A 22939-nucleotide genomic window follows, 5' to 3' on the forward strand; every position below is an offset into this window, starting at 1 on the left:
GCACCTGCCGGCAGCCAGGCACTCCTGCCCAGCCATGTCCGACACCACGCCCTCCGCCTCCGAATCCACGCCCGGAACCGATTACCGCGCGACGCTGAACCTGCCCGACACGCCCTTCCCCATGCGCGGCGACCTGCCCAGGCGCGAGCCGGGCTGGGTCCAGGAATGGAACGACAAGGGCATCTACAAGCGCCTGCGCGATGCGCGGCGCGGCGCCCCTAAGTTCATCCTGCACGACGGCCCGCCCTACGCCAACGGGCAGATCCACATCGGCCATGCGGTGAACAAGATCCTCAAGGACATGATCACCAAGGCGCGGCAGCTCGAAGGTTTCGACGCGCTCTACACCCCGGGATGGGACTGCCACGGCCTGCCGATCGAGAACGCCATCGAGAAGCTGCATGGCCGCAACCTGCCCCGCGACGAGATGCAGGCCAAGGGCCGCGCCTTCGCCACCGAGCAGATCGCCCAGCAGATGGCGGACTTCCAGCGCCTGGGCCTGCTGGGCGAATGGGACCACCCGTACAAGACCATGAACTTCGCCAGCGAGGCGGGCGAGCTGCGCGCGCTGAAGAAGGTCATGGAACGCGGCTTCGTCTATCGCGGCCTGAAGCCCGTCTATTGGTGCTTCGACTGCGGCTCGTCGCTCGCCGAGTTCGAGATCGAGTACCAGGACAAGAAGAGCACCACGCTGGACGTGGCCTTCAGGGCGCACGACCCGGCCGCCCTGGCCGCCGCCTTCGGCCTGCCCGCCCTGCCCAAGGACACCTTCGTGGTCATCTGGACCACCACCGCCTGGACCATCCCCGCCAACCAGGCGCTGAACCTGAACCCCGAGATCCGCTACGCGCTGGTGGACACGGGCGAGCGCCTCCTGCTGGTGGCCGAACCGCTGGTGGCCGCCTGCCTGGAACGCTACGGACTCACGGGCAGCGTGATCGCCACCACCCCCGGCAAGCAGCTGGGCGGACTGGAGTTCGAACACCCGCTCTACGACGTGGCGAGCGAGGACGGCAGCTTCGGCTACCGGCGCCTCTCGCCCGTGTACCTCGCCGACTACGCCACGGCCGACGACGGCACGGGTATCGTGCACTCGTCCCCCGCCTATGGCCTGGAGGACTTCAACTCCTGCGTGTCCCATGGCCTGGCGCTGGCGGACATCCTCAACCCCGTGCAGGGCAACGGCACCTACGCGGCCGGCTTCCCTCTGTTCGGCGGCCTGCACATCTGGAAGGCCGTGCCGGTCATCATCGAGGCGCTGCGCAATGCCGGCCGCCTGATGGCCTCCAAGGACATCACCCACAGCTACCCGCACTGCTGGCGCCACAAGACGCCGGTGATCTACCGCGCCGCCGCGCAGTGGTTCGTCCGCATGGACGAGGGCGAGGGCGTGTTCACCGATCCGGCCCAGAAGCCCGCGCAGACCCTGCGCCAGATCGCCCTGGCCGCCATCGAGGAAACCCGCTTCTACCCCGAGAACGGCAAGACCCGCCTGCGCGACATGATCGCGGGCCGGCCCGACTGGTGCATCTCGCGCCAGCGCAGCTGGGGCGTGCCGATCCCGTTCTTCCTGCACAAGGATTCGGGCGAGCTGCACCCGCGCACCATGGAGATCCTGGACCAGGCCGCCGCCATCGTCGAGGCGGGGGGCGTCGAGGCCTGGAGCCGCGTGACGGCGGAGGAAATCCTGGGCGCCCAGGATGCGCCGAACTACACCAAGAGCACCGACATCCTGGAAGTGTGGTTCGACTCCGGCTCCACGTTCTGGCACGTGCTGCGCGGCACGCACGCCGGCATGCACCACGACAGCGGTCCCGAGGCCGACCTGTACCTGGAGGGCCACGACCAGCACCGCGGCTGGTTCCACTCCTCGCTGCTGCTGGCCAGCGCGATCTTCGGCCGCGCGCCCTACCGCGGCCTGCTCACGCACGGCTTCACGGTGGACGGCCAGGGCAAGAAGATGAGCAAGTCGCTGGGCAACACGGTGTCGCCCCAGCAGATCAGCGGCAAGCTGGGCGCCGAAATCATCCGCCTGTGGGTGGCGTCCACCGACTACTCGGGCGACCTCGCCATCGACGACAAGATCCTCGCCCGCGTCGTGGACGCCTACCGCCGCATCCGCAACACGCTGCGCTTCCTGCTGGCCAACGTGAGCGACTTCGATCCCGCCACGGACGCCGTGCCGTTCCCGGAGATGCTGGAGATCGACCGCTATGCGCTCACGCGCGCGGCGGAGTTCCAGGCCGAGGTGCTGGCGCACTACCGGGTGTACGAGTTCCACCCGGTGGTGGCGAAGCTGCAGCTCTACTGCTCGGAGGACCTGGGCGGCTTCTACCTCGACGTGCTGAAGGACCGTCTCTACACCACCGCGCCGAAGAGCCTGGCGCGCCGCAGCGCACAGACCGCGCTGCACCATATCACCCACGCCATGCTGCGCTGGATGGCGCCGTTCCTGTCCTTCACCGCCGAGGAGGCGTGGAAGACGTTCGGCCACTCCGAGTCCATCTTCCTGGAGACCTACCAGCCCATCGCCGGCGCCGACGAAGGCCTGGCCGCGAAGTGGATGCGCATCCGTGCCATCCGCGACGCGGTGAACAAGGAGATCGAGGCGGTGCGCGCCGCCGGCCAGGTGGGCTCGTCGCTGCAGGCCGACGTCACCCTGGTGGCGCCGCCGGAAGACCATGCGCTGCTGGCCAGCCTGGGCGAGGACCTGAAGTTCGTGTTCATCACCTCCGCCGTCGAGCTGGTGGCGGGCGATGCGCTCGCCGTCCGTGTTGCGGCCAGCCAGGACGCCAAGTGCGAGCGCTGCTGGCACTACCGCGCCGACGTGGGCCGGGACGCTGCCCACCCGACCATCTGCGGCCGGTGCGTGAGCAACCTGTACGGCAGCGGCGAGACACGGGAGCACGCATAAATGGCCCGCGGCAACGCTTCTTCCTCCGCATCCGGCAAGGGCTCGCTGTGGCCCTGGCTGGCCTGGGCCGTGCTGCTGCTGGTGGCCGACCAGTTCACCAAGACGCTGATCCTGGGCTACTACCGCCTGGGCGACGCCACCTACGTCACCAGCTTCTTCAACATCGTGCGGGCGCACAACACCGGCGCGGCGTTCTCGTTCCTGGCCAACGCGGGCGGCTGGCAGCGCTGGGTGTTCACCGGCATCGGCGTGGCGGCGGCGTTCTTCATCGTCTGGCAGCTGCGCGCCCACCCCGGGCAGAAGCTGTTCTGCTTCGCGCTCTCCAGCATCCTGGGCGGCGCCATCGGCAACGTGGTGGACCGCATGATGCACGGCTACGTGGTGGACTTCCTGGACTTCCACGCACGCGGCTGGCACTTCCCGGCCTTCAACCTGGCCGACTCCGCGATCACGATCGGCGCGGCCTGCCTGATCATCGACGAGCTGATGCGGGTGCGGCGGGGCAGCTGAACGCACGCCGGATGCCACCGGCCCGGGGCGCGTCGGGCCGTCAGGACGTTCTCCGGCGGAGCCGGCAGGCGGCGCCGTACAGCAAGGCGGGCACTTCTGCCACGGCCTGGCGCACGTCCAGCCCGGCGGTCATCTGCCGGGCCACGCCTACGGCCAGCACACCATAGCGCACCGCGCGCCGTGCCTCCTGCATCGCGGGTAGCGCCGTCAGTGCCTCGCGGGGCACCCCGGCACTGGCGGCCCGCTCCGCCTCTCCGGCACCGGAGAGTTTCCGCTGGACCCTGCGCTCGAAGGCCCTGCTGACGGCCGGCATGGCTGGATAGGCATAGCCGGGGGGAGGCAGGGAGCCTTCCGGAACCTGGCTCCGTTCGTACTCGACCCATGCATGCAAGGCGGCGCCGGAGTATGCGAGCAACACGTCGAGGCAGGCTTTTTCCGGACCGCCCTGCACAAAGTATTCCTCCTTGGTCGCCGGCGTGTCGGACCACTGCCCATCGGGAGCGAACACTGCGGGCCCTTCCAGCCAGGCATCCATGACGAGGTCGTCCTCCGGCCCTCCACCGCCGCGCACTTCGGTCCATACGTGCGGGATCTCGTGGGAAATCACCTGGCAGAGCGCCTCTTGCGGGCGCAGCCGGGGCACGTGCAACAGGGCTGCGAGGGCCGCGTGCTCGTCGCAGTTGCCGGCCCTGGCCGCGATCGCACCGGCGGCCCTCGCGGCCAACTGCGGCCAGCCCGCACCCACCAGGTGTTCCGCCACGGCCTTGGCGGCGGTCATCCCGCGCAGGCTCTCGCCGCCGGTGCGCTCGATGTCCTGAGCCACATTGCCCCGCCCAATGGACAGGAGGCTGCGCGTTGCCTCGACCGTGCCGTGGGCCTGCCGCAGTCGGGCCAGATCCGCCCCTTCCACGTGCCGTCCATCGATCGCCCGCGCCATGACATAGGGCCGCAACAGCGCGTCGCCGGCCACGCCGCGGCGCGGCGCGGAAGGTCCTGGGGGCACCCCTCGGGGACGCAGGGCTGCGCCGGCACCGGCCGCCACTGCGGAGGATGCGCCTCGCGCATGCGGCGGGGGCGCGGCAGGCGCGCCATGGGCTTGGTGCGTTGGCGGAGCGCTGGTCGGGGTGAGGCGGGAAACCATGGACGAGATGATGAAAGTTGCCATGCCATCCGGCGACTCCCTGGGCGAAGCAGGCAACCAGGGAAACGAAGGCATCGCCCCCGGGGCACTGCCCTGCTGTCATCGCCCCGTCACGCGGCCGGGCTCCAATGCCATGAAATCGATTACATGACCTGTTTCCCGCCCTGTTCCGTCCTCCCATGACCATCCAGCACGTCGCCCGCGAAGCCGGGGTTTCGGCCGCCACCGTTTCCCGGGTGTTCAATACGCCCGACAAGGTGGTGCCCGCCACGCGCGCCGCGGTGCTCGGCGCCGCCGAGCGGCTGGGCTACGTGCCCAACGCCACGGCGCGCACGCTGCGCACCCAGCGCAGCCACGTCATCGGCGTGGTGCTGCCCACGCTGCTGAACCCGGTGTTCGCGGAATGCCTGGACGGCATCGCGCAGGCCGCGGCGCGGGGGGGCTACGCCATCCTGCCGTACACCACCGACTATGCGGTGGCGCAGGAAGAGCGCGCGGTGCACCTGCTGCTGGCGGGCAATGTGGACGGCATGGTCCTCGTGGTGTCCCAGCCCCGGACCTCGGTGGCGCTGGAGCGGCTGGCCGCGGCGCGACTGCCGTATGCGCTGGCCTACAACCGGCATCCGGACCATCCCTGTGTTTCCGTGGACGGCGAAGGCGCCGTGGCGGAACTGGTCGCGCAACTGGCCGCGCTGGGGCACCGCCGCATCGCCATGGTGAGCGGGCAGCTCGCGGCGTCCGACCGCGCGCAGCAGCGCTGCCGCGGCTTCATGCGCGGCATGGCGCAGGCGGGGCTGGCCCCGGCGCGGGTCGTGGAAGTGCCCTTCGTCGAGACCGCCGTGCAGGAGGTGGCCGAGCTGCTGCGCGGCCCGCGGCCCCCCACCGCCCTGGTCTGCTCCAACGACCTGATCGCGATCCGCTGCCTGCGCGCGGCGCACATGGCGGGCCTGGAGGTGCCGCGCGACCTCAGCGTGGTGGGCTTCGACGGCATCGCGCTGGGCAGGGACCTGACGCCCGTGCTCGGCACGGTGGCGCAGCCCAATGTCGATATCGGCCGCTGCAGCGTGGAACTGCTGATCGAGGCCATGGCGTCGCACCGGCTGCCCACCCGGGAAGACAGCCTGACGCTGCCCCATCACTTCCGCGCGGGAGGGTCGTGCGCGGCCATCTGACACCGACACTCGCGCCCCCTGCCCCGCCCAGATCGGTCCGTTCCGCCCGCTTTCTGCTTTTTCTCCGCCACGTTCCATCCACCCCCTTTTTCTTTCTTCGCACAGGAGCCATCGATGCGATCCGCCCTCCAGAAACTCGCCCGCGCCGCCGCGCTCGCCCTCGGCCTGGCCGCCACCGGCGGTGCCTTCGCGCAGACCGCCATCTGCTACAACTGCCCGCCCGAATGGGCCGACTGGGGCACCCAGCTCAAGGCCATCAAGGCCCGGACCGGCGTGACCGTGCCGCCGGACAACAAGAACTCCGGCCAGTCGCTCGCACAGCTGTCCGCCGAACGCGCCAGCCCCGTGGCCGACGTGACCTACCTCGGCGTGACCTTCGCCATCCAGGCGCAGAAGGATGGCCTGCTGGGCACCTACCAGCCCGCCGGCTGGAAGGACATTCCCGACGGCCTGAAGGACCCGGCCGGCCACTGGTTCACGATCCATTCGGGCACGCTGGGCTTCATGGTCAACGTCGATGCGCTGGGCGGCAAGCCGGTGCCGAAGTCGTGGGCCGACCTGCTCAAGCCCGAGTACAAGGGCCTGATCGGCTATCTGGACCCGGCTTCGGCCTTCGTGGGCTACGTGGGCGCGGTGGCCGCCAACCAGGCGCGCGGCGGCACGCTGGAGAACTTCGGCCCCGGCATCGACTACTTCAAGGCGCTGCAGAAGAACGAGCCGATCGTGCCCAAGCAGACCGCCTATGCGCGCGTGCTCTCGGGCGAGATCGCGATCCTGCTGGACTACGACTTCAACGCCTACCGCGCGAAGTACAAGGACGGCGCCAACGTGCAGTTCGTCATCCCCGCCGAGGGCACGGTGGTGGTGCCCTACGTGATGGGCATGGTGGCGAAGGCGCCCCATGCCGCCGAGGCGAAGAAGGTGCTGGATTTCGTGCTCTCCGACGAGGGCCAGGCGATCTGGGCCAAGGCCTACCTGCGGCCGGTGCGCGCCGCCGCCATGCCCGCCGACGTGCAGGCCCGCTTCCTGCCCGCCAGCGAATATGCCCGCGCGAAGACGGTGGACTACGGCCGCATGGCCGCGGTGCAGAAGGCGTTCTCCGACCGCTACCTGCGGGACGTGAAATGACGGCACGCCACGGCGGCTTCGCTCCTTCGCGCGCCCTGCTGGCCGCGTGCGCCGCGCCGGCCGTGGCGTTCTTCGCGGCCTTCTGGCTGCTGCCCACGGCCCTGCTGGTGGCGCTGCCGGCGCGCCAGGGCTGGGCGACGTATTTCGCGGTGCTGACGAACGGCCGCTACCTGCAGAGCCTGCTGCAGACGCTGGGTCTGTCGCTGGCCGTGACGCTCGCCACGCTGATGCTCGGCGCCCTGGTGGGCATCACGCTGGCGCGCCAGCGCTTTCCCGGGCGGCAGCTGCTGCTGTCGCTGCTGACGCTGCCGCTGTCCTTTCCCGGCGTGATCGTGGGATTCTTCATGATTTTGCTGGGCGGTCGCCAGGGCACGCTGGCGGGCCTGACGCAGGCGCTGGGCTGGGGCCGGATCACCTTCGCCTATGGGCTGGTGGGCCTGTTCCTGGCCTACCTGTACTTTTCGCTGCCGCGCGCCATCGCCACCTACACGGCGGCGGCCGGCGCCATGGACGCGCAGCTCGAAGAAGCCGCGCGCTCGCTCGGCGCCTCGCGCTGGCGCGTGGCGCGCGACGTGTGGATGCCGGCGCTCGCGCCCACCACGCTGGCCTGCGGCGCGATCGTGTTCGCCACGGCCATGGGCGCCTTCGGCACGGCGTTCACGCTGTCGGCGAAGTTCGAGGTGCTGCCCATCACCATCTACGACGAATTCACCAACTACGCCAACTTCGCGCTGGCAGCCAGCCTGTCGATCGCGCTGGGCCTGATCACCTGGCTGGTGCTCTGGGTGTCCCGCCGCTGGGCCGGCACGTCCGCGTTCTAAGGAATCTCCATGCGCAACGCACGACAGGCACCCTGGGCGCTGATCGCCCTCACCGCGCTGGTGACGCTCTTCATGGCCGCGCCCATCGCCCTGTCGGTGATGGCCGGGCTGGTCCACAACTACGGCACGGGGCTGCGCAGCGGTCTCACGCTGCGCTGGCTGGGCGAGGTGTGGGAGCACTACGGGAGCACCGTGACCTGGTCGCTGTGGCTCGCACTGCTGTGCGTGGCGGGCAACCTGCTGATCGGCGTACCCTGCGCCTATGCGCTGGCGCGTAGCCGCTCGCGCGCGGCGCGGCTCTTCGAGGAGTTGCTGACCCTGCCCGTGGCGGTGCCGGGGCTGGCGAGCGCGCTGGCGCTGATCCTGGCCTACGGCTCTCTGCAGGGCTTTCGCCAGAGCTTCGCCTTCATCCTGGTCGGGCACATGGTGTTCACGCTGCCTTTCATGGTGCGCACCGTGGGCGCGGCCTTCCGGAAGGACGAACTGCGCTCGCTGGAAGAGGCCGCGCGCTCGCTGGGCGCCAGCTTCTCTCAGCGCTTCCTCGGCGTGCTGGTGCCGGCCGTGCTGCCAGCCATCGTGGCCGGCAGCCTGATGGTGTTCACGCTGTCGGTGGGCGAATTCAACCTCACCTGGATGCTGCACACCCCGCTCACCCGCACGCTGCCCGTGGGGCTGGCCGACAGCTATGCCTCGATGCGCATCGAGATCGGTTCGGCCTACACCCTTGTTTTCCTGATCGTGATCCTGCCCGTGCTGTGGGGCCTGCAGGCCGCCGGCACGTTCATCGAGAAACACCATGGCACTTGAACTCGAACGCACGCGCGTGGACATCGTCCGCTGCGCGAAGACCTATGCCGGCGGCGCGCGCGGCCTGCAGCCCACCGACCTGGCCGTGGAGCCGGGCGAGGTGCTGGCGCTGCTGGGCCCCTCGGGCTGCGGCAAGACCACGCTGCTGCGCCTGATCGCCGGGCTGGAGGCGCCGGACGCCGGCAGCCGCATCGCCTTCGGCGGCGCCGACGTGACGCAGCTGCCCATCGAGCAGCGCGGCGTGGGCATGGTGTTCCAGCACTATGCGCTGTTTCCGCAGATGACGGTGGAGGGCAACATCGGCTATGGCCTGAAGATCCGCGGCACGCCCGAGGTGGAACGCCGCCGCGTGGTGGGCGAGCTGATCGACCTGGTGCGCCTGAACGGGCTGGAGAAGCGCCGCCCCGCGGAACTTTCCGGCGGCCAGCGCCAGCGCGTGGCCCTGGCCCGCGCCGTGGCGGCGCGCCCGCGCGTGCTGCTGCTGGACGAGCCCCTCACCGCACTCGACGCCAAGCTCAAGGAATCGCTGCGCGACGAACTGGCCGAGCTGCTGCGCCGCCTGCACATCACCGCCATCCACGTCACGCACGACCAGCAGGAGGCGCTCGCCATCGCCGACCGGCTGGCCGTGATGCAGGCCGGGCGCATCGTGCAGGTGGGCGACGGCGAGACGCTCTACCGCACCCCGGCGCACCCGTTCGTGGCATCCTTCCTGGGGCGGGTGAACCGCCTGGTGTTGCCCGAGGCGGGCGCACGGCACGCCGCGCCGGGCTGTATCGATCTGGGCGGGCTGGAACTGCCCGTGCCGCCAGGCGCCGCCTGCAGCGCCTGGCTGGTCCGGCCGGAAGACGTGGAAGTGGAGCCTACCGTCCTGGGCCAACCCGGCTGGGGGCATGCCGACGTGACGCACCGCAGCTTCCTGGGCGACCGCGTGCAGCTCACGCTCAACGTGCCCGGCCAGGCCCCGCTGCGCGCCGACGTGGCCCGCGACCACGCCGCCCGCGCGGGCGATGCGGTGGCCGTGCGCATCGCGCCGCAGCGGCTCATGCCGCTGGCCGAAGACACTGCCGCCTGAAACGCAGACCCATCCATGACCCGCTCCATGACCGCATCCACCGCACCCACCACCCTTTTGCTGCAGCTCTCCGACCTGCACATCCGCGAGCCCGGCCGCCTGGCCTACGGCCGGCTGGACACCGCTCCCTACCTGCGCCAGGCAGTGGAGACGGTGCTGCGCATGCCGCAGCGCCCCGACGCCATCGTCGCCACGGGCGACCTCACGGATTTCGGGCGGCCCGAAGAGTACGGCCACCTGCGCAAGCTGCTCGCGCCGCTGGGCGCGATACCGCTCTACCTGCTGCCCGGCAACCACGACGACCGCGCGCAGCTGCGCGCCAGCTTCCCGGGCCACGGCTACCTGGGCACGGACGGCTTCGTGCAATTCAGCGTGTCCGTGGGCGGCCTGCAGCTCATCGCGCTGGACACCGTGGTGCCCGGCGCGAGCGAGGGCAGTCTCTGCGCCGAGCGCCTGGAATGGCTGGCCGCGCAGCTCGATGCCAGCAGGGGCCGGCCGGTGGTCATCGCCATGCACCATCCGCCCTTCCGCACGCTGATCGGCCACATGGACGAGATCGGGCTGCTCGAAGGCGCGCAGGCGCTGGAGGCCCTGGTGGCCCGCCATCCCAACGTCGAGCGCGTCATCTGCGGCCACCTGCACCGCAGCATCCAGGTGCGCTTCGGCGGCACGATCGCGGCCACGGTGCCCTCGCCGGCGCACCAGGTGTGCCTGGACCTCGCGCCCGATGCCGCGTCGGCCTGGACGCTGGAGCCCCCGGGCTTCGCCGTGCATGCGCTGCCCGCAGGTGGGCGGCTGGTGAGCCACCTGGCAGCCAGCGGGCAGTATCCGGGCCCCTACCCGTTCCACGACGGCGGGCGGCTCATCGACTGACGGCCGGCGCGGGCACCGCGCCCGTGCCGGCATTCGCTCAGAAAACGTACTTGCCCAGCGCCGCTTCGCGGCGCTCGCCGATGGCGTGCCGGGCCTCGCCCAGGCGGTGCTGCAGATTGGCGACGCCCTCATCGACCTGGACGATCCGTTCCTCCGGACGGGCTTTCAGGATGCGCTCCCAGGACTTGTGGCGGTTCCAGTCGATGCCCAGAGATGTCCCCGCATCGAAGGCTTCCCGGAGTTGCGTCGCGTCCTCGGCCAGCTGCGCCTTCCGCGCCTGAATCTCCTGGAGTTCGCCCAGCTTGCGCTGCAGCGCGCCGACCTGCTCCGGATCCGCGGCGGAAGGCCGGCCACTGGCCGCCGGCCCCAGAGAGAGCGATACCAGCCGCTCCAGCCGGGTGGCGGCGCTGTCGGCACGCGAGAGTTGCGCGTCCTGTTCAGGGGTGAGGACGATGGCCTCCACCGGCCCGTTCGACAGGAAGCGCGGCGCGAACACCAGGGTCTGCGCAGCGGCGGGTTGCGACTGCATCCGGTGCGCCTGCGGCAGCGCGGGCGCCGGGCGCCGGGGCGGCGGGCCGGAATCGGCCGGGTCGGTCTGGAAAGTGCGCCCCCGGGGGGCCGGTCCGCCTGCGGCGTCGAGCCTGCGGCCAGGGTGGGACTGGCGGGTCGCGGAGGTGGCGGCCGGTTGCGCGGAGTGCGACCGGCGTTGCGAGGTACCTGCCCCGCAGAGCTGATTGAAGCTGAAATGCATGGTGTGGTGATCCGTTCGAATCAGGAATGCGGCGAGGTTAGGGCCGCCCGCGGCGCCGCGGGGCCATGCCCGCGAAGTCCGGCAGGCCGGGGCGAAGGCGCCCGCCCTCGCGCTTCACCGCATCCCATGCCCCCGGCACGGCCGTGGCCGCCGGCCGATTGCTATGGATTCAGGAGTATGCTGTGGCCTCTGGAAAACAACATCTGCCGCGGCTCTGCCGTGGGAGGCCTGCGAACACCCGATCCATGAAGCACCTGTTGAATCTGCTGGCCGCCGTGGCCCTGCTGGTCTGGGGTACGCACCTCGTGCGTACCGGGGTGCTGCGCGTGTTCGGCGCCAACCTGCGCACGCTGCTGGCGCGCAGCATGGGCAACCGCTTCTCGGCGGCGCTGTCGGGCATCGGGGTCACGGCCCTGGTGCAGTCGAGCACCGCCACCTCGCTCATGACCTCGTCCTTCGTCGGGCAGGGGCTCATCACGCTGCCGGCCGCGCTGGCGGTGATGCGCGGGGCGGACATCGGCACGGCCCTCATGTCCGTGCTGTTCTCCACCGACCTGTCCTGGCTGTCGCCGCTGTTCATCTTCGTGGGCGTGGTGCTGTTCATCACCCGGCAGGCGAGCACCGCCGGGCGCGTGGGGCGCGTGCTGATCGGGCTGGGCCTGATGCTGCTGGCGCTGGAGATGGTGGTGCAGGCCAGCGGGCCGATGCTGGCCTCGCCGATCATCCGCACCCTGCTCGGCTCGCTCGACAGCGACCTGGTGCTGGAGGTGGTGATGGGCGCGGTGCTGGCGGTGATCGCCTATTCGAGCCTCGCCATCGTGCTGCTGATCTCGGCGATGGCGGCTTCCAGCGTGGTGCCGCTGGACGTGGCGCTGGGCCTGGTGCTGGGCGCCAATCTCGGCAGCGGCCTGCTGGCGGTCATCACCACCGCCAAGTCGGCCGTGGAAGTGCGGCAGGTGACCGTGGGCAACCTGATGTTCAAGCTCATGGGCGTGCTGGTGGTCGCGCCGTTGGTGGGACTGTGGCTGCGGCACGTGCAGCCGCACATGCCCGGCGCGGCCCAGAGCGTGGTGCTCTTCCACCTGGCTTTCAACGTGGTGGTCAGCCTGGGCTTCATCGCGTTCACGCAGTGGGTGGCCCGCGCCGTCACGCGGCTGCTGCCCCCGCCCGAAGGTCCGCCCAGCCGCCGGCCGCAGCACCTGGACCCTTCAGCGCTCTCCACCCCCTCGCTGGCGATGTCCTGCGCGGCGCGGGAGGCGCTCTACCAGGCGGACGTGGTGGAGACCATGCTGCTGGGCGTGCTCGACGTGATCCGCCGGGACGACGTGCAGCTGGCGCAGCAACTGCGCAAGATGGACGACGAGGTGGACGGGCTGTACTCGTCCATCAAGTATTACCTCACCCAGATCTCCCGGGGAGCGCTGGGCGAGGAGGAAAGCCGGCGCTGGACGGACATCATCAGCTTCACCATCAACATGGAGCAGGTGGCCGACATCATCGAGCGCGTGCTCACGGACATCGAGGACAAGAAGATCCGCAAGGGCCGACGCTTCTCCGATGCGGGCATGGCCGAGATCACCGAGCTGCACGGCCGGCTGGTGAGCAACCTGCGCCTGGCGATGAGCGTGTTCCTCAACGGCAATGTGCGCGACGCGCAGCGGCTGCTGGAGGAAAAGACGCGTTTCCGCGACCTGGAACGCGCCTACGCGGCGACCCACCTCGGCCGCCTGTCCGACAAGACCGTGCAGAGCATGGAAACCAGCTCGCTGCACATCGACCTCATCAGCGACCTCAAGCGCATCAATTCGCACATCTGCTCGCTGGCCTACCCGATCCTCGACTCCGCGGGGGCGCTGGCGCCGAGCCGGCTGCGCAGCGCGCCCGGCGATGCGGGTGCCGATCCGCTGGCCTGACCCCCGTCAGTGCCGATACCAGTCGCGCCAGCGGCTGTCCACGTTGCCCATGGCCTCGCACAGCGGCAGGATGTCCTGCGCGCTGCACCGGGCAGCATGGCGGATCGCCTTGTCGAGGAAGGCGATGCGCTTGAGCTCGATCGACGCGCTCTGCAGCAGCGGGCCGGGCCTGCGCGCCGCAGGGCCGGGCCACCGGGCCACCCGGTGGGCGTCGTGCCTTTCCAGCAGCGTCTGTCCCTTGCGGTTCACGGGCTGATCGCGGGCCCCGTGCGGCAACCCGTCGAGATAGCCCTGCACGGCCGTGCGGGACTGGGCATGCTTCATGTAGGCCGGCCCCAGCACGTCCGCCACCGTCTTGACGTAGTGCGCGAGCAGGCCCACCGGCTGCGGGGTCGCCGGGGCGACGGAGCCGGTCGCCGGGCTGTCCGCCGATGCGGCCGTGCTGCCGTCCGACAGGCTGTCGGCCTCGCCGGAATACTCGGCCGGCAGCAGCAGCTCGGCATCCACCTCGACCGTATCGAAGGACGGCGGCTCGCCGCGCAGTTGCCGGGCGTGCAGTTCCTCCAGGGATGCATCGGCGGCGCACTTGAGGGCCATCGACAGCGCGAAGATCCTGCAGGAGCGCAGGCTCTTCTGGGCGGGCACATCCAGCAGCAACAGCGGCCAGCCCTCGGGCAGGCGCAGGTGGGCCGCCATCTCGGCAGCCGTGATGATCGGCTCGGCGCCCTCGGCAACGGACGAGTTCATGTGCACCACGGAGCCACGGCGCCCCGGCTCGCCGGGCAGTCCCTCGACATGCAGGTCCAGCGCGAGATTGTGGGCGGCGTTGTCGAGCACGATCCGCCATCGGCCGGGCGCCGCATCCGCCAGGAAGCTGCGCCACTCCACGGAGCCGAAGCCGCGGTGGTCCGGAACCACGCCCCGGTCGTCCGGGACGCTGGCGTGGGCATAGACGAGGCGCAGCCGCGGGTCCTCCGCATTGAGGGCGGACACGATCGCCGGCATCGCCAGCTTGTCGAGCTTGCGGAAGGCGGCGGGCTCGTCGTCCGGGCTCGCGCCTTCGGCATGCACTTCGGCTGCCAGGGCACGCAGTTCGCAGAGCCCATCGACCACCTGCCGCCGCTGCGCGGCCACGGGATCGCCGGAAGGCAGCGCGACCACCGGGGCCGGCGGCACAGGCAGCGCCATGGGAAGGAAAAGCGCACCCGGTGCGGCAGCCTCCACGGGGCGCCGCCCGGGAGGCGCGCACAGCAACTGCGCCCGGGGGTCGAAGCCCATGCGAGACAGCGCGGCGGTGTTGTCCAGCAAGGCGGGGCCCTGCACCATCCGGCGCAGCGTGGCGCGCTCGCGGGTGATCGGCAGGGAAAGCCCCGGGCGCCGCGGCGGCGACGGCATTCCCGGCGCCGACGGCCCCGGCGTGCCAGCGGCCTGCCGGCGCCGTCGGGCAGGCCGCTCGGCCGCGGATGGCGGCGGATGGTCGGGGTGGGCAGGGCCGGGCGGGCGTGGCGGCGAAGAGGATGTGACGGAACGGGGCATGGCGGGGCAAGGCAGTGCCTTCGAGGGCAATGCCGCCGAGCATGCACGTGGCCTGCGGAAAGGCGCCCGGCGGCGCGAAACGGGTGCCTGCCGGGCGAACCGGGGCGAAAGCCATCCGTCCGCATCGCGATGCCCTGCAAGCCCCCGCGTTTGCCATCGGGGCACGGAGCCCCTACCCTGTCAGGTCCGATGGCCCCGCCATCCCGCACCCCGAGGAGACGCCATGCCCACGCCCCACCGCAAGCCCCCCAGCGACGAACCGGAAGTCACCCAGGAAACCGATGTGCCGGTGGATGGCACCGATCCGGTCGGCGAGGAGATGATGAAGGAGGTCCGCAACGACCGCCTGCGGCAGCCCGCCGGCGGCAGCGAAAGCCCTGCGCCACCGAAGCCGGGGCGCTAGCGTGCCGCGCGCGCCGGGGCCTGCCCGAAGTCGGTTGCCAGTTGCTCGCGGGCGTTGCGGACGAAGGCGGATTCGCCCGGGCGCGGCGGCAGCACGATGAACCGGGCCTGGGGCAGCGCCGGAAGCCCCCAGGCCGCGGGCAGGACCTGCACGCCCTCGCACAGCGCGGCGGCGTTCAGGCAGGCGATGCCGAGCCCGGCCGCCAGCGCGGATTGCAGGCCGGCGACCCCGGAGGCCATGAGCGCGACCGTGAACGGAATGCGCCGCCGGCGCAGCAAGGCCGCCGTGAACTGGTGGAGGGCGCAGGTGTCCGGCAGTGCCAGCAGGCGCAGGGGTTCCTCCCGGCCGGGCGGCGCGGCGGCAATCTGCGCGGCGCCCATCCAGTGCAGGGGCTCGCGCCGCAGCACCTGCCCGCCGCGGGCCGGGGCCGGCGCACCGGCGGAGCGGCCGGCGGCAGGGGCCGGCAGGCGCATGGCGATGCCGACATCGAACGCGCCCCGGGCGTAGCCGGCCTCGACGTCGCCGCTCTTTTGCACCGTGACCTGCAGCCGCACGCCAGGGTGCCGGGCCTGCATGCGCGCCAGCAGCCCCGCCAGCTCCGCGGGACGGAAATAGTCGGTGACGCCCAGCCGCAGCGCGCCCTCCAGCCGCGCGCCGCGCAGGTCGTGCCATGCCGACTCGCTCAGCGTCAGCAACTGCCGGGCGTGCGCCAGCAGCCGCAGCCCGGCGGCGGTGGGCGCCACGCCGGCCTTGGAGCGCACCAGCAGCGCCTGGCCGGCATGCTGCTCGAGCTTGCGCAATTGCTCGCTCACGGCCGACTGCGACAGGAAGACCTGCGGCGCACCGGCGGCCAGGCTGCCGGCATCGGCCACCGCGACGAACGTCCTGAGTTGTTCCAGGTTGAAGGGGCGCATGTCGATCCCACGGAATTTTCGATGGATGACTGCCGATCATCCTGCTTTTCCGATGGCGTGGAAAGCCGAAGAATCGGAACCATTCCAACCCGGCCCCAGGAGCCTCGCATGCCCCACACCGTGATCCACCTCAGCGGCGAACCCGACGCCTCGCTCGCCCGCAACGCCGCCGATGCCGTGGCCCGCATCACCCAGCGCGTGCTGGGCAAGCAGTTGCCGGTCATCGCCACCACCGTGCAGTTCATCCCGGCCGCCCAATGGTTCGTGGGCGGCGCATCGCTGGCAGAGCTGGAGCAGAGCGCCTTCCACCTCGACATCAGCATCACCGACGAGACCAACACCAAGGCCGAGAAGGCGCTCTACCTGCGCGAGGTGCATGCGGCCTTCGAGGCCCTGCTGCCCCGGCTGCATCCGGTGAGCTACGTGCACCTGATCGACGCGCGCGCGGCGGCCTACGGCTACGGCGGGCGCACGCAGGAATGGCGCCACCAGCAGGCCGGGGTGCAGGCAGTGCCTGGAGAGTGGATCCAGGGCGGCTGACCCGCGCGCACGGGCATGCCCCGCGGCGCGCGCACTCAGCGGCGTGCCGCGGGCGGAACTTCGGCTGCGGCGGCTTCCCCGTCCGCCGCCGGCCGGCGGGCGTAGCGCTGCGCGATCACCGCGCATACCATGAGCTGCATCTGGTGGAACACCATCAGCGGCAGCACCAGCGCGCCCACGGCGTGCGAGGCGAACAGCACCTTGGCCATGGGCACGCCGCTCGCGAGGCTCTTCTTGGAGCCGCAGAACACCACGGTGATCTCGTCCTCTTTCGAGAACCCGATGCGCCGGCTGATCCAGGTGGTGGTGGCCAGCGCGATCGCGAGGATGACGGCGCACACGAATACCAGCCCCGCCAGCGCGTGCAGGGGAATGTCGTGCCACAGGCCCTCGATCACCGCCGCGCTGAACGCGGTATAGACCACGAGCAGGATGGAGCCCTGGTCCACGAACTTGAGCACCGCCGCACGGCGCTGCACGAAACCGCCGATCCAGGGCCGCAGCAGGTGGCCGGCCAGGAAGGGCACGAACAGCTGCAGCGTGATGCGGCCGATGCTCGCGAGGGTGTCGTGGCCCGCCGAGCCCGCGGTGGCTGCTCCCGCCTGGGCGCCGGGCACGCCCGGCAGCAGCAGGCCGACCAGCATCGGCGTGATCACGATGCCCAGCAGCGTGGAGCCCGAGGCCGAGCAGATGGCCGCGGGCATGTTGCCCCGCGCCATGGCGGTGAAGGCGATGGCGGACTGCACCGTGGCGGGCAGCACGCACAGGAAGATCACGCCCTGGTAGAGCTCCGGCGTGACCAGCGGCTCCAGCACGGGCCGCAGTGCCCAGCCGATCAGCGGGAACAGCACGAAGGTGGAGGCGATCACCAGCAGGTGCAGCCGCCAGTGCGACAGGCCCGCGACGATGGCCTGCCGCGACAGCTTGGCGCCGTGCAGGAAGAACAGCAGCGCCACGGCCGCCGTGGTGGCGTATTCGAAGCCACGCGCCGCCCGGCCGGCGGCGGGCAGCACGCTGGCCAGCGCGACGACGGCGATCAGCGCAATGGTGAAGTTGTCGGGCAGGAAGCGGGAACGGGCCATGGCGGTTGCGGCGGTGCGCTGCGTACGGGATAACCCCGCATTATTGACCCGGCGGGCACGGCGTGCAGTCCCGGCCGTGCGATGTCCGCCATGCCCACCCCGTCCGCTGCCCGCAGCCGCTATCCGCCGCCTGCGGATCTCTGCGCCGCGCCGCGCTCCCGCGGGCGGTCCGGCGCCAGAATGGCCGGGACCTCCCCTCCGCCACGACGCCACTTACCGCATGCACACGAAAAGGCAAACGCAAAGGCACACCTACCGCCTCTCCGAGGGCCACGGGCTCGCGCACGATCCGATTCCGGCGATCCTGGGGCCCCGGCCCATCGGGTGGATCTCCACGCGCTCGGCCGGCGGCCGGGCCAACCTCGCGCCCTACAGCTTTTTCAACATCTTCAACTACCGCCCGCCCATCGTGGCGTTCTCCAGCGTCGGGCACAAGGACACGGTGCGCAATGCAGAGGAGACGGGCGAGTTCGTGTGCAACCTGGCCACGCGCCCGCTGGCGGAACAGGTGAACCTGAGCAGCACCGAGTTGCCTGGCGCCGACGAGTTCGCGCTCACCGGCCTCACGCCAGCGCCCTGCCTGGAAGTGGCGGCCCCGCACGTGGCGGAGAGCCCGGTGGCCCTGGAATGCCGGGTGACGCAGGTCCAGCGCCTGGCCGGGCTGGACGGCGAGCCGCTCGGCACCTGGATGGTGTTCGGCCAGGTGGTGGCGGTGCAGATCGACCGCGCGCTGCTGCACGGCGGCATCTACGACACGGCTGCGGCGCAGCCCATCCTGCGCGCGGGCGGTCCGCAGGACTATTTCCAGATCCTGCCCGAGGGACTGCTGCGCATGGCGCGGCCCCGGTAGCACGGCGGAGCCGCTGTGCCAGCCGTGCCAGCCGCTTCTTATCCCGAGCGACTCACACGCCCCAGGGACGCGGTTCCGGCGGGGCACCGCATCGCACAGGCAGTTCCAGCGCTACGACAAGATGCGGCAACGACGCCAGAAGGGTCGTGTGAGCCGCTCCCAGACCCTCTCCGGTGGTTTCGCAGCCGTTTGCTGCTTGGGCTCCATGGTGCGGCGAAGACCCGCGTGCGCCCTATCCGGCGCGCGCAGCCGCTATCCGGCGCGTGCGGGTATCGCGTGCCGGCCGCCGGTGAAGGGGAAACCGAGGGAAGAAAGAAAGAAAAGGAGGACGGCGGTGCGCCCGCCGCCCTGCCCCGCGCCAGGTCACCAGCCGTAGAAGCCGGCCAGCACCAGTGCCGCTTCGGGCGTGAACGCGCCCTGCGCGAGGCGTGCCTGCACTTCGGCCGCCTCCAGCAACTCGAAGCGCTCCACCTCGCCGTCCTGGTTGGCCGGCACCACGCCTTCGGGCACGGTGGCGCGGAACCAGTCGATGCGCTCCACCATGTAGCCCGCGCCCTCGCCTTCATCGCTCGGGCGCGAGAAATCGACATGGCCACCGTGCGCCACGGCCTGCAGCGCCTCGATGCGCAGCCCGGCTTCTTCCCAGGTCTCGCGCGCCAGGGCGGATTCCACCGTGTCCTGCGCGCTCACCATGCCGCCCATGAGCGTGTCCCACCGGCCCGGGTGGCTGGGCTTGTCGAACGCGCGCTGCTGCACCCACTGCCGCCCGTCCGGCGCGCAGGCCACGAGGTGCACCGCCCGCGTGGCGATGCCCAGCGCGCGCACCGCGCCGCGCTCCACCGTGCCGATGCGCTCGCCCGCCGCGTTGCACACCGCCAGTTGCTCCTCGCGCCACGCCCCGCAGCGCCCGGCGCGGCGCAGCGCATTCGCCAGCGCGGCCAGCGCAGGCGTGGCATCGGCCGGGGCGCAGGCCAGGTGCCAGCGCTCGGCCCCGGCGTGGCGTTCCTTCACCAGCGAGGCCGCAGCGGCAACGGCCCCGTCGGCCCCGTCGGCCCCGTCGGCCCGGTCAGCGTCGCTGTCCAGCGCGATTCCTTCCATCACCCCCGGCGCCACCGAGCCCACGATCTGCCCGGCCACGGCGAACAGCACACGCGGCACCATAGCCGGCCGGTGCGCCAGCGCGCGGGCCGGTGCCACCCACGCGGGCACCGGCATCTCGCAATGCCCGCTCATTCCAGCGTCAGGATGGTGGAGCCCGTGGTCTTGCGCGCTTCCAGGTCGCGGTGCGCCTGCTGCACGTCGCGCAGCGGGTAGCGCTGGTCGATGTGGATCGACACGTCGCCGCTCTGCACCACCGCGAACAGGTCGTCCGCCATGGCCTGGGTGGATTCGCGCGTGGCGATGTGCGTGAACAGCGTCTGCCGCGTGACGTAGAGCGATCCCTTGGCGCCCAGCATGCCGGGCGCGAACGCCGGCGCCGGGCCCGAGGCATTGCCGAAGGTGGCCATCAGGCCGAAGGGCCGCAGGCACTCCAGCGACTTCTCCCAGGTGTCCTTGCCCACCGAGTCGTACACCACCTTCACGCCCTTGCCGCCCGTGATCTCCTTCACGCGCGCCGCGAAATCCTCGGTGCGGTAGTTGATGGCATGCGCCGCGCCGTTGGCGAGCGCCAGCTGGCACTTCTCGTCGCTGCCCGCCGTGCCGATGAGCTGCAGGCCCAGCGCCTTCGCCCACTGGCAGGCGATCAGCCCCACGCCGCCCGCGGCCGCATGGAACAGCACGTGGTCGCCCGGCTGCAGGCCTTCGGCCGGCAGCGTTTTCTTCGGCAGGTACTGCGCCGTCAGGCCCTTGAGCATCATCGCCGCGCCGGTCTCGAAATCTATCGCGTCGGGCAGCCGGCACACGCACTTCGCGGGCAGCACACGCACCTCGGCATAGCTGCCGGGCGGCTGGCTCGCATACGCGGCGCGGTCGCCCACGGCCAGGTGCGTCACGCCCGCGCCCACGGCCTCGACGATGCCCGCGCCCTCCATGCCGATCGTGGCCGGCATCGGCAGCGGATACAGCCCCGTGCGGTGGTACACGTCGATGAAATTCAGGCCCACCGCATGGTGGCGGATGCGGATCTCGCCGGGGCCGGGCTCGCCCACGGTCACGTCGGTCAGGTGCAGTTCTTCGGGACCGCCGTGCTGGCGGATCTGGACGGCAAGGCTCATGCGGCGACTCCTGCGATGGAAGACACGATCAAAAAGAAAGGAAAAAATCGGGAACGCGGACCGGGGCAATGCGGACGGGCATCCGGCCCGCGGAATGGCCCCACGCGGGGGCCGGCGTGCATCCTGCCACGGATCGGCGAAGCCCGCAGGCCGGTACATTTCCAGGCCATGACACAACGACTCTCGTCCGGCACCGCGGCCCTGCTCGTGGCCGCGCCGCTGCTCTGGGCCGGCAACGCGGTCGTCGGCCGCCTCGTGCATCCCCTCATCTCCCCGGTCGCGCTCAACTTCATCCGCTGGGCGCTGGCCTTCCTCGTGCTGCTGCCCCTGGCCCACGGCGTGCTGCGCCGCGGCAGCCCGCTGTGGCCGCACTGGCGCCGCTACGCGATGCTCGGGCTGCTGGGCATCGGCTGCTACAACGCGCTGCAGTACATGGCGCTGCAGACCTCCACGCCGCTCAACGTCACGCTCGTGGGCTCCGGCCTGCCGGTCTGGATGCTGGCCATCGGCACGCTCTGCTTCGGGGCCCGGGTGACGCGCGCGCAGGCGACGGGTGCGCTGCTCTCCATCGCCGGCGTGCTGGTGGTGCTCAGCCGCGGCGAATGGGCGCAGCTGCTGGCGCTGCGGCTCGTGCCGGGCGATCTCTACATGGTGCTGGCCACCATCTCCTGGGCCTTCTACAGCTGGCTGCTGTCGCGCACCACCGAACCCGTGGGCCTGCGCGGCGACTGGGCCGCCTTCCTCATGGCGCAGATGGTGTTCGGCCTGGCCTGGTCCGGCGCGTTCGCCGCCGGCGAATGGACGCTCGGCCACGCCCACGCCACCTGGGGCTGGCCGCTCGTGGCCGCCCTCGCCTTCATCGCGCTCGGCCCCGCCCTGCTCGCCTACCGCTGCTGGGGCGTGGGCGTGCAGCGCGCCGGCCCGGCCGTGGCGAGTTTCTTCATCAACCTCACGCCACTCTTCGCCGCCGTGCTCTCCGCCCTGGTACTGGGCGAGACGCCCCACCTCTACCACGGCGCGGCGTTCGCGCTGATCGTGGCGGGGATCGTGGTGTCGTCGCGGCGGGGGTAAGAAACTCTTGCTCCAGTCAGGCGAAGACCAGCAGCAGCGCTCCTGACAACATCAGAACGGCGGGCAGCCACCGCTCCCGCATGCGGGTGGCCTTTGCCATGGCGAAGATCTGCAACAACACGATGGCGAGGAAGATGGCAACGGTCACCACTCTTCCGCTACCCCCACCTTCGATGCTCCCCGGTGGAATCGAAGGATCCATTGCGTACAGCACGTCGTACTTGTCGCCGGACAGCAGGAACATCGCCAGCAGGCCGGCGATGCATGCCAGGTGGATGCAGAGACGGAGGGTTTTGTGCATGGCTTACTGGATCAGTTGACTGAAACGGTTCCAGAATTTCACGAGGAAATTGCCATAGCTGGTGTTCTTCCTGATCTGCTCCAGCGTCAATCCCACTCCCCGGTTGTATCTGGCACCAATGATGCGAACCTCTTCTTGACCGAGGGGTGCGGAGAAACCATCGTGTGCAGCCAATTGGCTCAAATGCCTGGCGACCACTTCGATGTTGAACACATCTTTCTGCAAGCATTCTGCCAATCCGCGGGCTTGGCTGGAAGTCAGTTCAGAGGGATTGAGCCCGAGCGTTTCAGCCGCAGCGCGAATCTGAATGCTGACGGCTCCAAAGGACGTCTTGTTGGGATGGTTGGTAATCGCCTGCTTGTCTGTCCAAGGAGGACCGCTCCAGTCGAACGACCTGATCTCGAAAGCGACCCGATCGATGAAGCTGGGATCGCCACCCACTTCGATCCAGCAAACGCCCGCCAGCAACTCCGGCGGCAATTGATACTTCTTTGACTCGGTGACGATCGACTGCTTGTTATGCCGGACCCAGGCGTCCTTGAACTTCTGGATGTAAGCCCGGCCCCCGCCCCATCCCCCCGCGTCAGAATAGTTGTCGCCTCGATAGGACTCCGGTGTTCGGAGTTCATGAAGGTAGTAGGAGGCTGTGTAGTTGTGGTCGAAGGTCTGCGTGGTGGGCAACGCGAAGCGTTGTCCACGGCAAGCGGGCCGGTGCGCGCAGCGCATCGTCCACAAATGCACAGCCTTGCAGGTGCCTTCAGGCGCCGGCCCGCTGCCGTGTGTTTCACCCCGGGGGCGAAGAGCGAGAAGCCAGTTGGCACGATACGGACAAGCATTCAAAGACAGAGCGGTGGGCAGGTTGCTGCCACCGCACAGCGCCACGCCCGACGAGCTGGCGCGTGAGATCGGCGTGAGTGCCAG

General features: G+C 70.6%; 23 protein-coding genes. 14 read left to right on the forward strand and 9 right to left on the reverse strand.

All coding sequences use genetic code 11. The annotated features are described in order from the left end of the window. Positions 1-34: 34 nt before the first annotated feature. Positions 35-2914, forward strand: coding sequence for an isoleucine--tRNA ligase (gene ileS / locus BLR99_RS15520; RefSeq protein WP_011796505.1), 2880 nt, complete (start codon positions 35-37; stop codon positions 2912-2914). Further along, positions 2915-3424 carry a signal peptidase II gene (lspA, locus tag BLR99_RS15525; protein WP_011796506.1) on the forward strand — a complete coding sequence of 170 codons (510 nt, stop codon included), beginning with the start codon at positions 2915-2917 and terminating at the stop codon, positions 3422-3424. 40 nt (positions 3425-3464) lie between these two features. Here the strand turns inward: lspA and BLR99_RS15530 are convergent, their stop codons facing one another. Next, positions 3465-4394, reverse strand: a complete 930-nt coding sequence (locus BLR99_RS15530) for a hypothetical protein (RefSeq protein ID WP_233423741.1) — start codon at positions 4392-4394, stop codon at positions 3465-3467. Between the two features lie 169 nt (positions 4395-4563). On the opposite strand from BLR99_RS15530, the gene BLR99_RS23160 reads away from it, so the two are divergent. From BLR99_RS23160 to BLR99_RS15560, 7 genes are all read left to right on the forward strand, one after another. Beyond that, the gene (locus BLR99_RS23160) at positions 4564-4716 is read left to right on the forward strand and encodes a hypothetical protein (protein ID WP_157774159.1); all 153 of its coding nucleotides are present in this window, start codon (positions 4564-4566) and stop codon (positions 4714-4716) included. A 28-nt stretch (positions 4717-4744) separates the two neighbouring features. Then, entirely contained in the window at positions 4745-5737 is a 993-nt protein-coding gene (locus tag BLR99_RS15535) for a LacI family DNA-binding transcriptional regulator (protein WP_011796508.1), read from the forward strand. Between the two features lie 114 nt (positions 5738-5851). Continuing rightward, a complete protein-coding gene (locus tag BLR99_RS15540) occupies positions 5852-6865 on the forward strand; it encodes an ABC transporter substrate-binding protein (protein WP_074687350.1) in 1014 nt (337 codons plus the stop codon). Further along, positions 6862-7686, forward strand: coding sequence for an ABC transporter permease (locus BLR99_RS15545; protein WP_011796510.1), 825 nt, complete (start codon positions 6862-6864; stop codon positions 7684-7686). Before BLR99_RS15540 ends, BLR99_RS15545 begins: the two co-directional genes overlap by 4 nt. 9 nt (positions 7687-7695) lie before the next feature. After that, a complete protein-coding gene (locus BLR99_RS15550) occupies positions 7696-8493 on the forward strand; it encodes an ABC transporter permease (RefSeq protein WP_011796511.1) in 798 nt (265 codons plus the stop codon). Beyond that, positions 8483-9568: an ABC transporter ATP-binding protein gene (locus BLR99_RS23775; protein WP_046059745.1), complete on the forward strand. Its 1086-nt coding sequence runs from the start codon at positions 8483-8485 to the stop codon at positions 9566-9568. Before BLR99_RS15550 ends, BLR99_RS23775 begins: the two co-directional genes overlap by 11 nt. 15 nt (positions 9569-9583) lie before the next feature. Then, the gene (locus tag BLR99_RS15560; RefSeq protein ID WP_011796513.1) at positions 9584-10441 is read left to right on the forward strand and encodes a phosphodiesterase; all 858 of its coding nucleotides are present in this window, start codon (positions 9584-9586) and stop codon (positions 10439-10441) included. A 37-nt stretch (positions 10442-10478) separates the two neighbouring features. Here the strand turns inward: BLR99_RS15560 and BLR99_RS22645 are convergent, their stop codons facing one another. After that, the gene (locus BLR99_RS22645; protein ID WP_011796514.1) at positions 10479-11192 is read right to left on the reverse strand and encodes a hypothetical protein; all 714 of its coding nucleotides are present in this window, start codon (positions 11190-11192) and stop codon (positions 10479-10481) included. A 245-nt stretch (positions 11193-11437) separates the two neighbouring features. On the opposite strand from BLR99_RS22645, the gene BLR99_RS15570 reads away from it, so the two are divergent. Continuing rightward, positions 11438-13105, forward strand: a complete 1668-nt coding sequence (locus BLR99_RS15570) for a Na/Pi cotransporter family protein (RefSeq protein ID WP_017439198.1) — start codon at positions 11438-11440, stop codon at positions 13103-13105. 6 nt (positions 13106-13111) lie between these two features. Here BLR99_RS15570 and BLR99_RS15575 read toward each other — a convergent pair whose 3' ends face one another. Further along, complete coding sequence (locus tag BLR99_RS15575; protein WP_228193982.1) at positions 13112-14500, reverse strand: YopJ family acetyltransferase; 1389 nt, start codon at positions 14498-14500, stop codon at positions 13112-13114. A 364-nt stretch (positions 14501-14864) separates the two neighbouring features. On the opposite strand from BLR99_RS15575, the gene BLR99_RS15580 reads away from it, so the two are divergent. Then, positions 14865-15044 (forward strand): hypothetical protein, encoded by a 180-nt coding sequence (locus BLR99_RS15580; RefSeq protein WP_017440661.1) that lies wholly within the window; start codon positions 14865-14867, stop codon positions 15042-15044. Here BLR99_RS15580 and BLR99_RS15585 read toward each other — a convergent pair. After that, positions 15041-15958, reverse strand: a complete 918-nt coding sequence (locus BLR99_RS15585; protein WP_011796517.1) for a LysR family transcriptional regulator — start codon at positions 15956-15958, stop codon at positions 15041-15043. The genes BLR99_RS15580 and BLR99_RS15585 overlap by 4 nt on opposite strands. A gap of 108 nt (positions 15959-16066) precedes the next feature. On the opposite strand from BLR99_RS15585, the gene BLR99_RS15590 reads away from it, so the two are divergent. After that, entirely contained in the window at positions 16067-16498 is a 432-nt protein-coding gene (locus tag BLR99_RS15590; RefSeq protein ID WP_011796518.1) for a tautomerase family protein, read from the forward strand. A 35-nt stretch (positions 16499-16533) separates the two neighbouring features. Here BLR99_RS15590 and BLR99_RS15595 read toward each other — a convergent pair whose 3' ends face one another. Continuing rightward, positions 16534-17580, reverse strand: coding sequence for a bile acid:sodium symporter family protein (locus BLR99_RS15595; protein WP_011796519.1), 1047 nt, complete (start codon positions 17578-17580; stop codon positions 16534-16536). A 220-nt stretch (positions 17581-17800) separates the two neighbouring features. Between BLR99_RS15595 and BLR99_RS15600 the strand changes: the two genes are divergently transcribed. Beyond that, entirely contained in the window at positions 17801-18430 is a 630-nt protein-coding gene (locus BLR99_RS15600) for a flavin reductase family protein (RefSeq protein WP_011796520.1), read from the forward strand. Positions 18431-18793: 363 nt separating this feature from the next. Here BLR99_RS15600 and BLR99_RS15605 read toward each other — a convergent pair whose 3' ends face one another. Together BLR99_RS15605 and BLR99_RS15610 are read right to left on the reverse strand one after the other, a co-directional pair. Beyond that, entirely contained in the window at positions 18794-19663 is an 870-nt protein-coding gene (locus BLR99_RS15605) for an NUDIX hydrolase (protein ID WP_011796521.1), read from the reverse strand. After that, positions 19660-20646, reverse strand: a complete 987-nt coding sequence (locus BLR99_RS15610; RefSeq protein WP_074687352.1) for a quinone oxidoreductase family protein — start codon at positions 20644-20646, stop codon at positions 19660-19662. Before BLR99_RS15610 ends, BLR99_RS15605 begins: the two co-directional genes overlap by 4 nt. 168 nt (positions 20647-20814) lie before the next feature. On the opposite strand from BLR99_RS15610, the gene BLR99_RS15615 reads away from it, so the two are divergent. Continuing rightward, the gene (locus tag BLR99_RS15615; RefSeq protein ID WP_011796523.1) at positions 20815-21717 is read left to right on the forward strand and encodes a DMT family transporter; all 903 of its coding nucleotides are present in this window, start codon (positions 20815-20817) and stop codon (positions 21715-21717) included. A 16-nt stretch (positions 21718-21733) separates the two neighbouring features. On the opposite strand, the gene BLR99_RS15620 is transcribed toward BLR99_RS15615, so the two are convergent. Both BLR99_RS15620 and BLR99_RS23500 read right to left on the reverse strand, forming a co-directional pair. After that, on the reverse strand, positions 21734-22018 hold the full coding sequence (locus BLR99_RS15620; protein WP_011796524.1) for a hypothetical protein: 285 nt from the start codon (positions 22016-22018) through the stop codon (positions 21734-21736). A 3-nt stretch (positions 22019-22021) separates the two neighbouring features. Continuing rightward, positions 22022-22939: hypothetical protein (locus BLR99_RS23500; RefSeq protein ID WP_233427233.1), on the reverse strand; the 918-nt coding region annotated here is incomplete at its 5' end.

The sequence above is a fragment of the Paracidovorax citrulli genome, from assembly GCF_900100305.1.
GTDB lineage: Bacteria > Pseudomonadota > Gammaproteobacteria > Burkholderiales > Burkholderiaceae_C > Paracidovorax > Paracidovorax citrulli.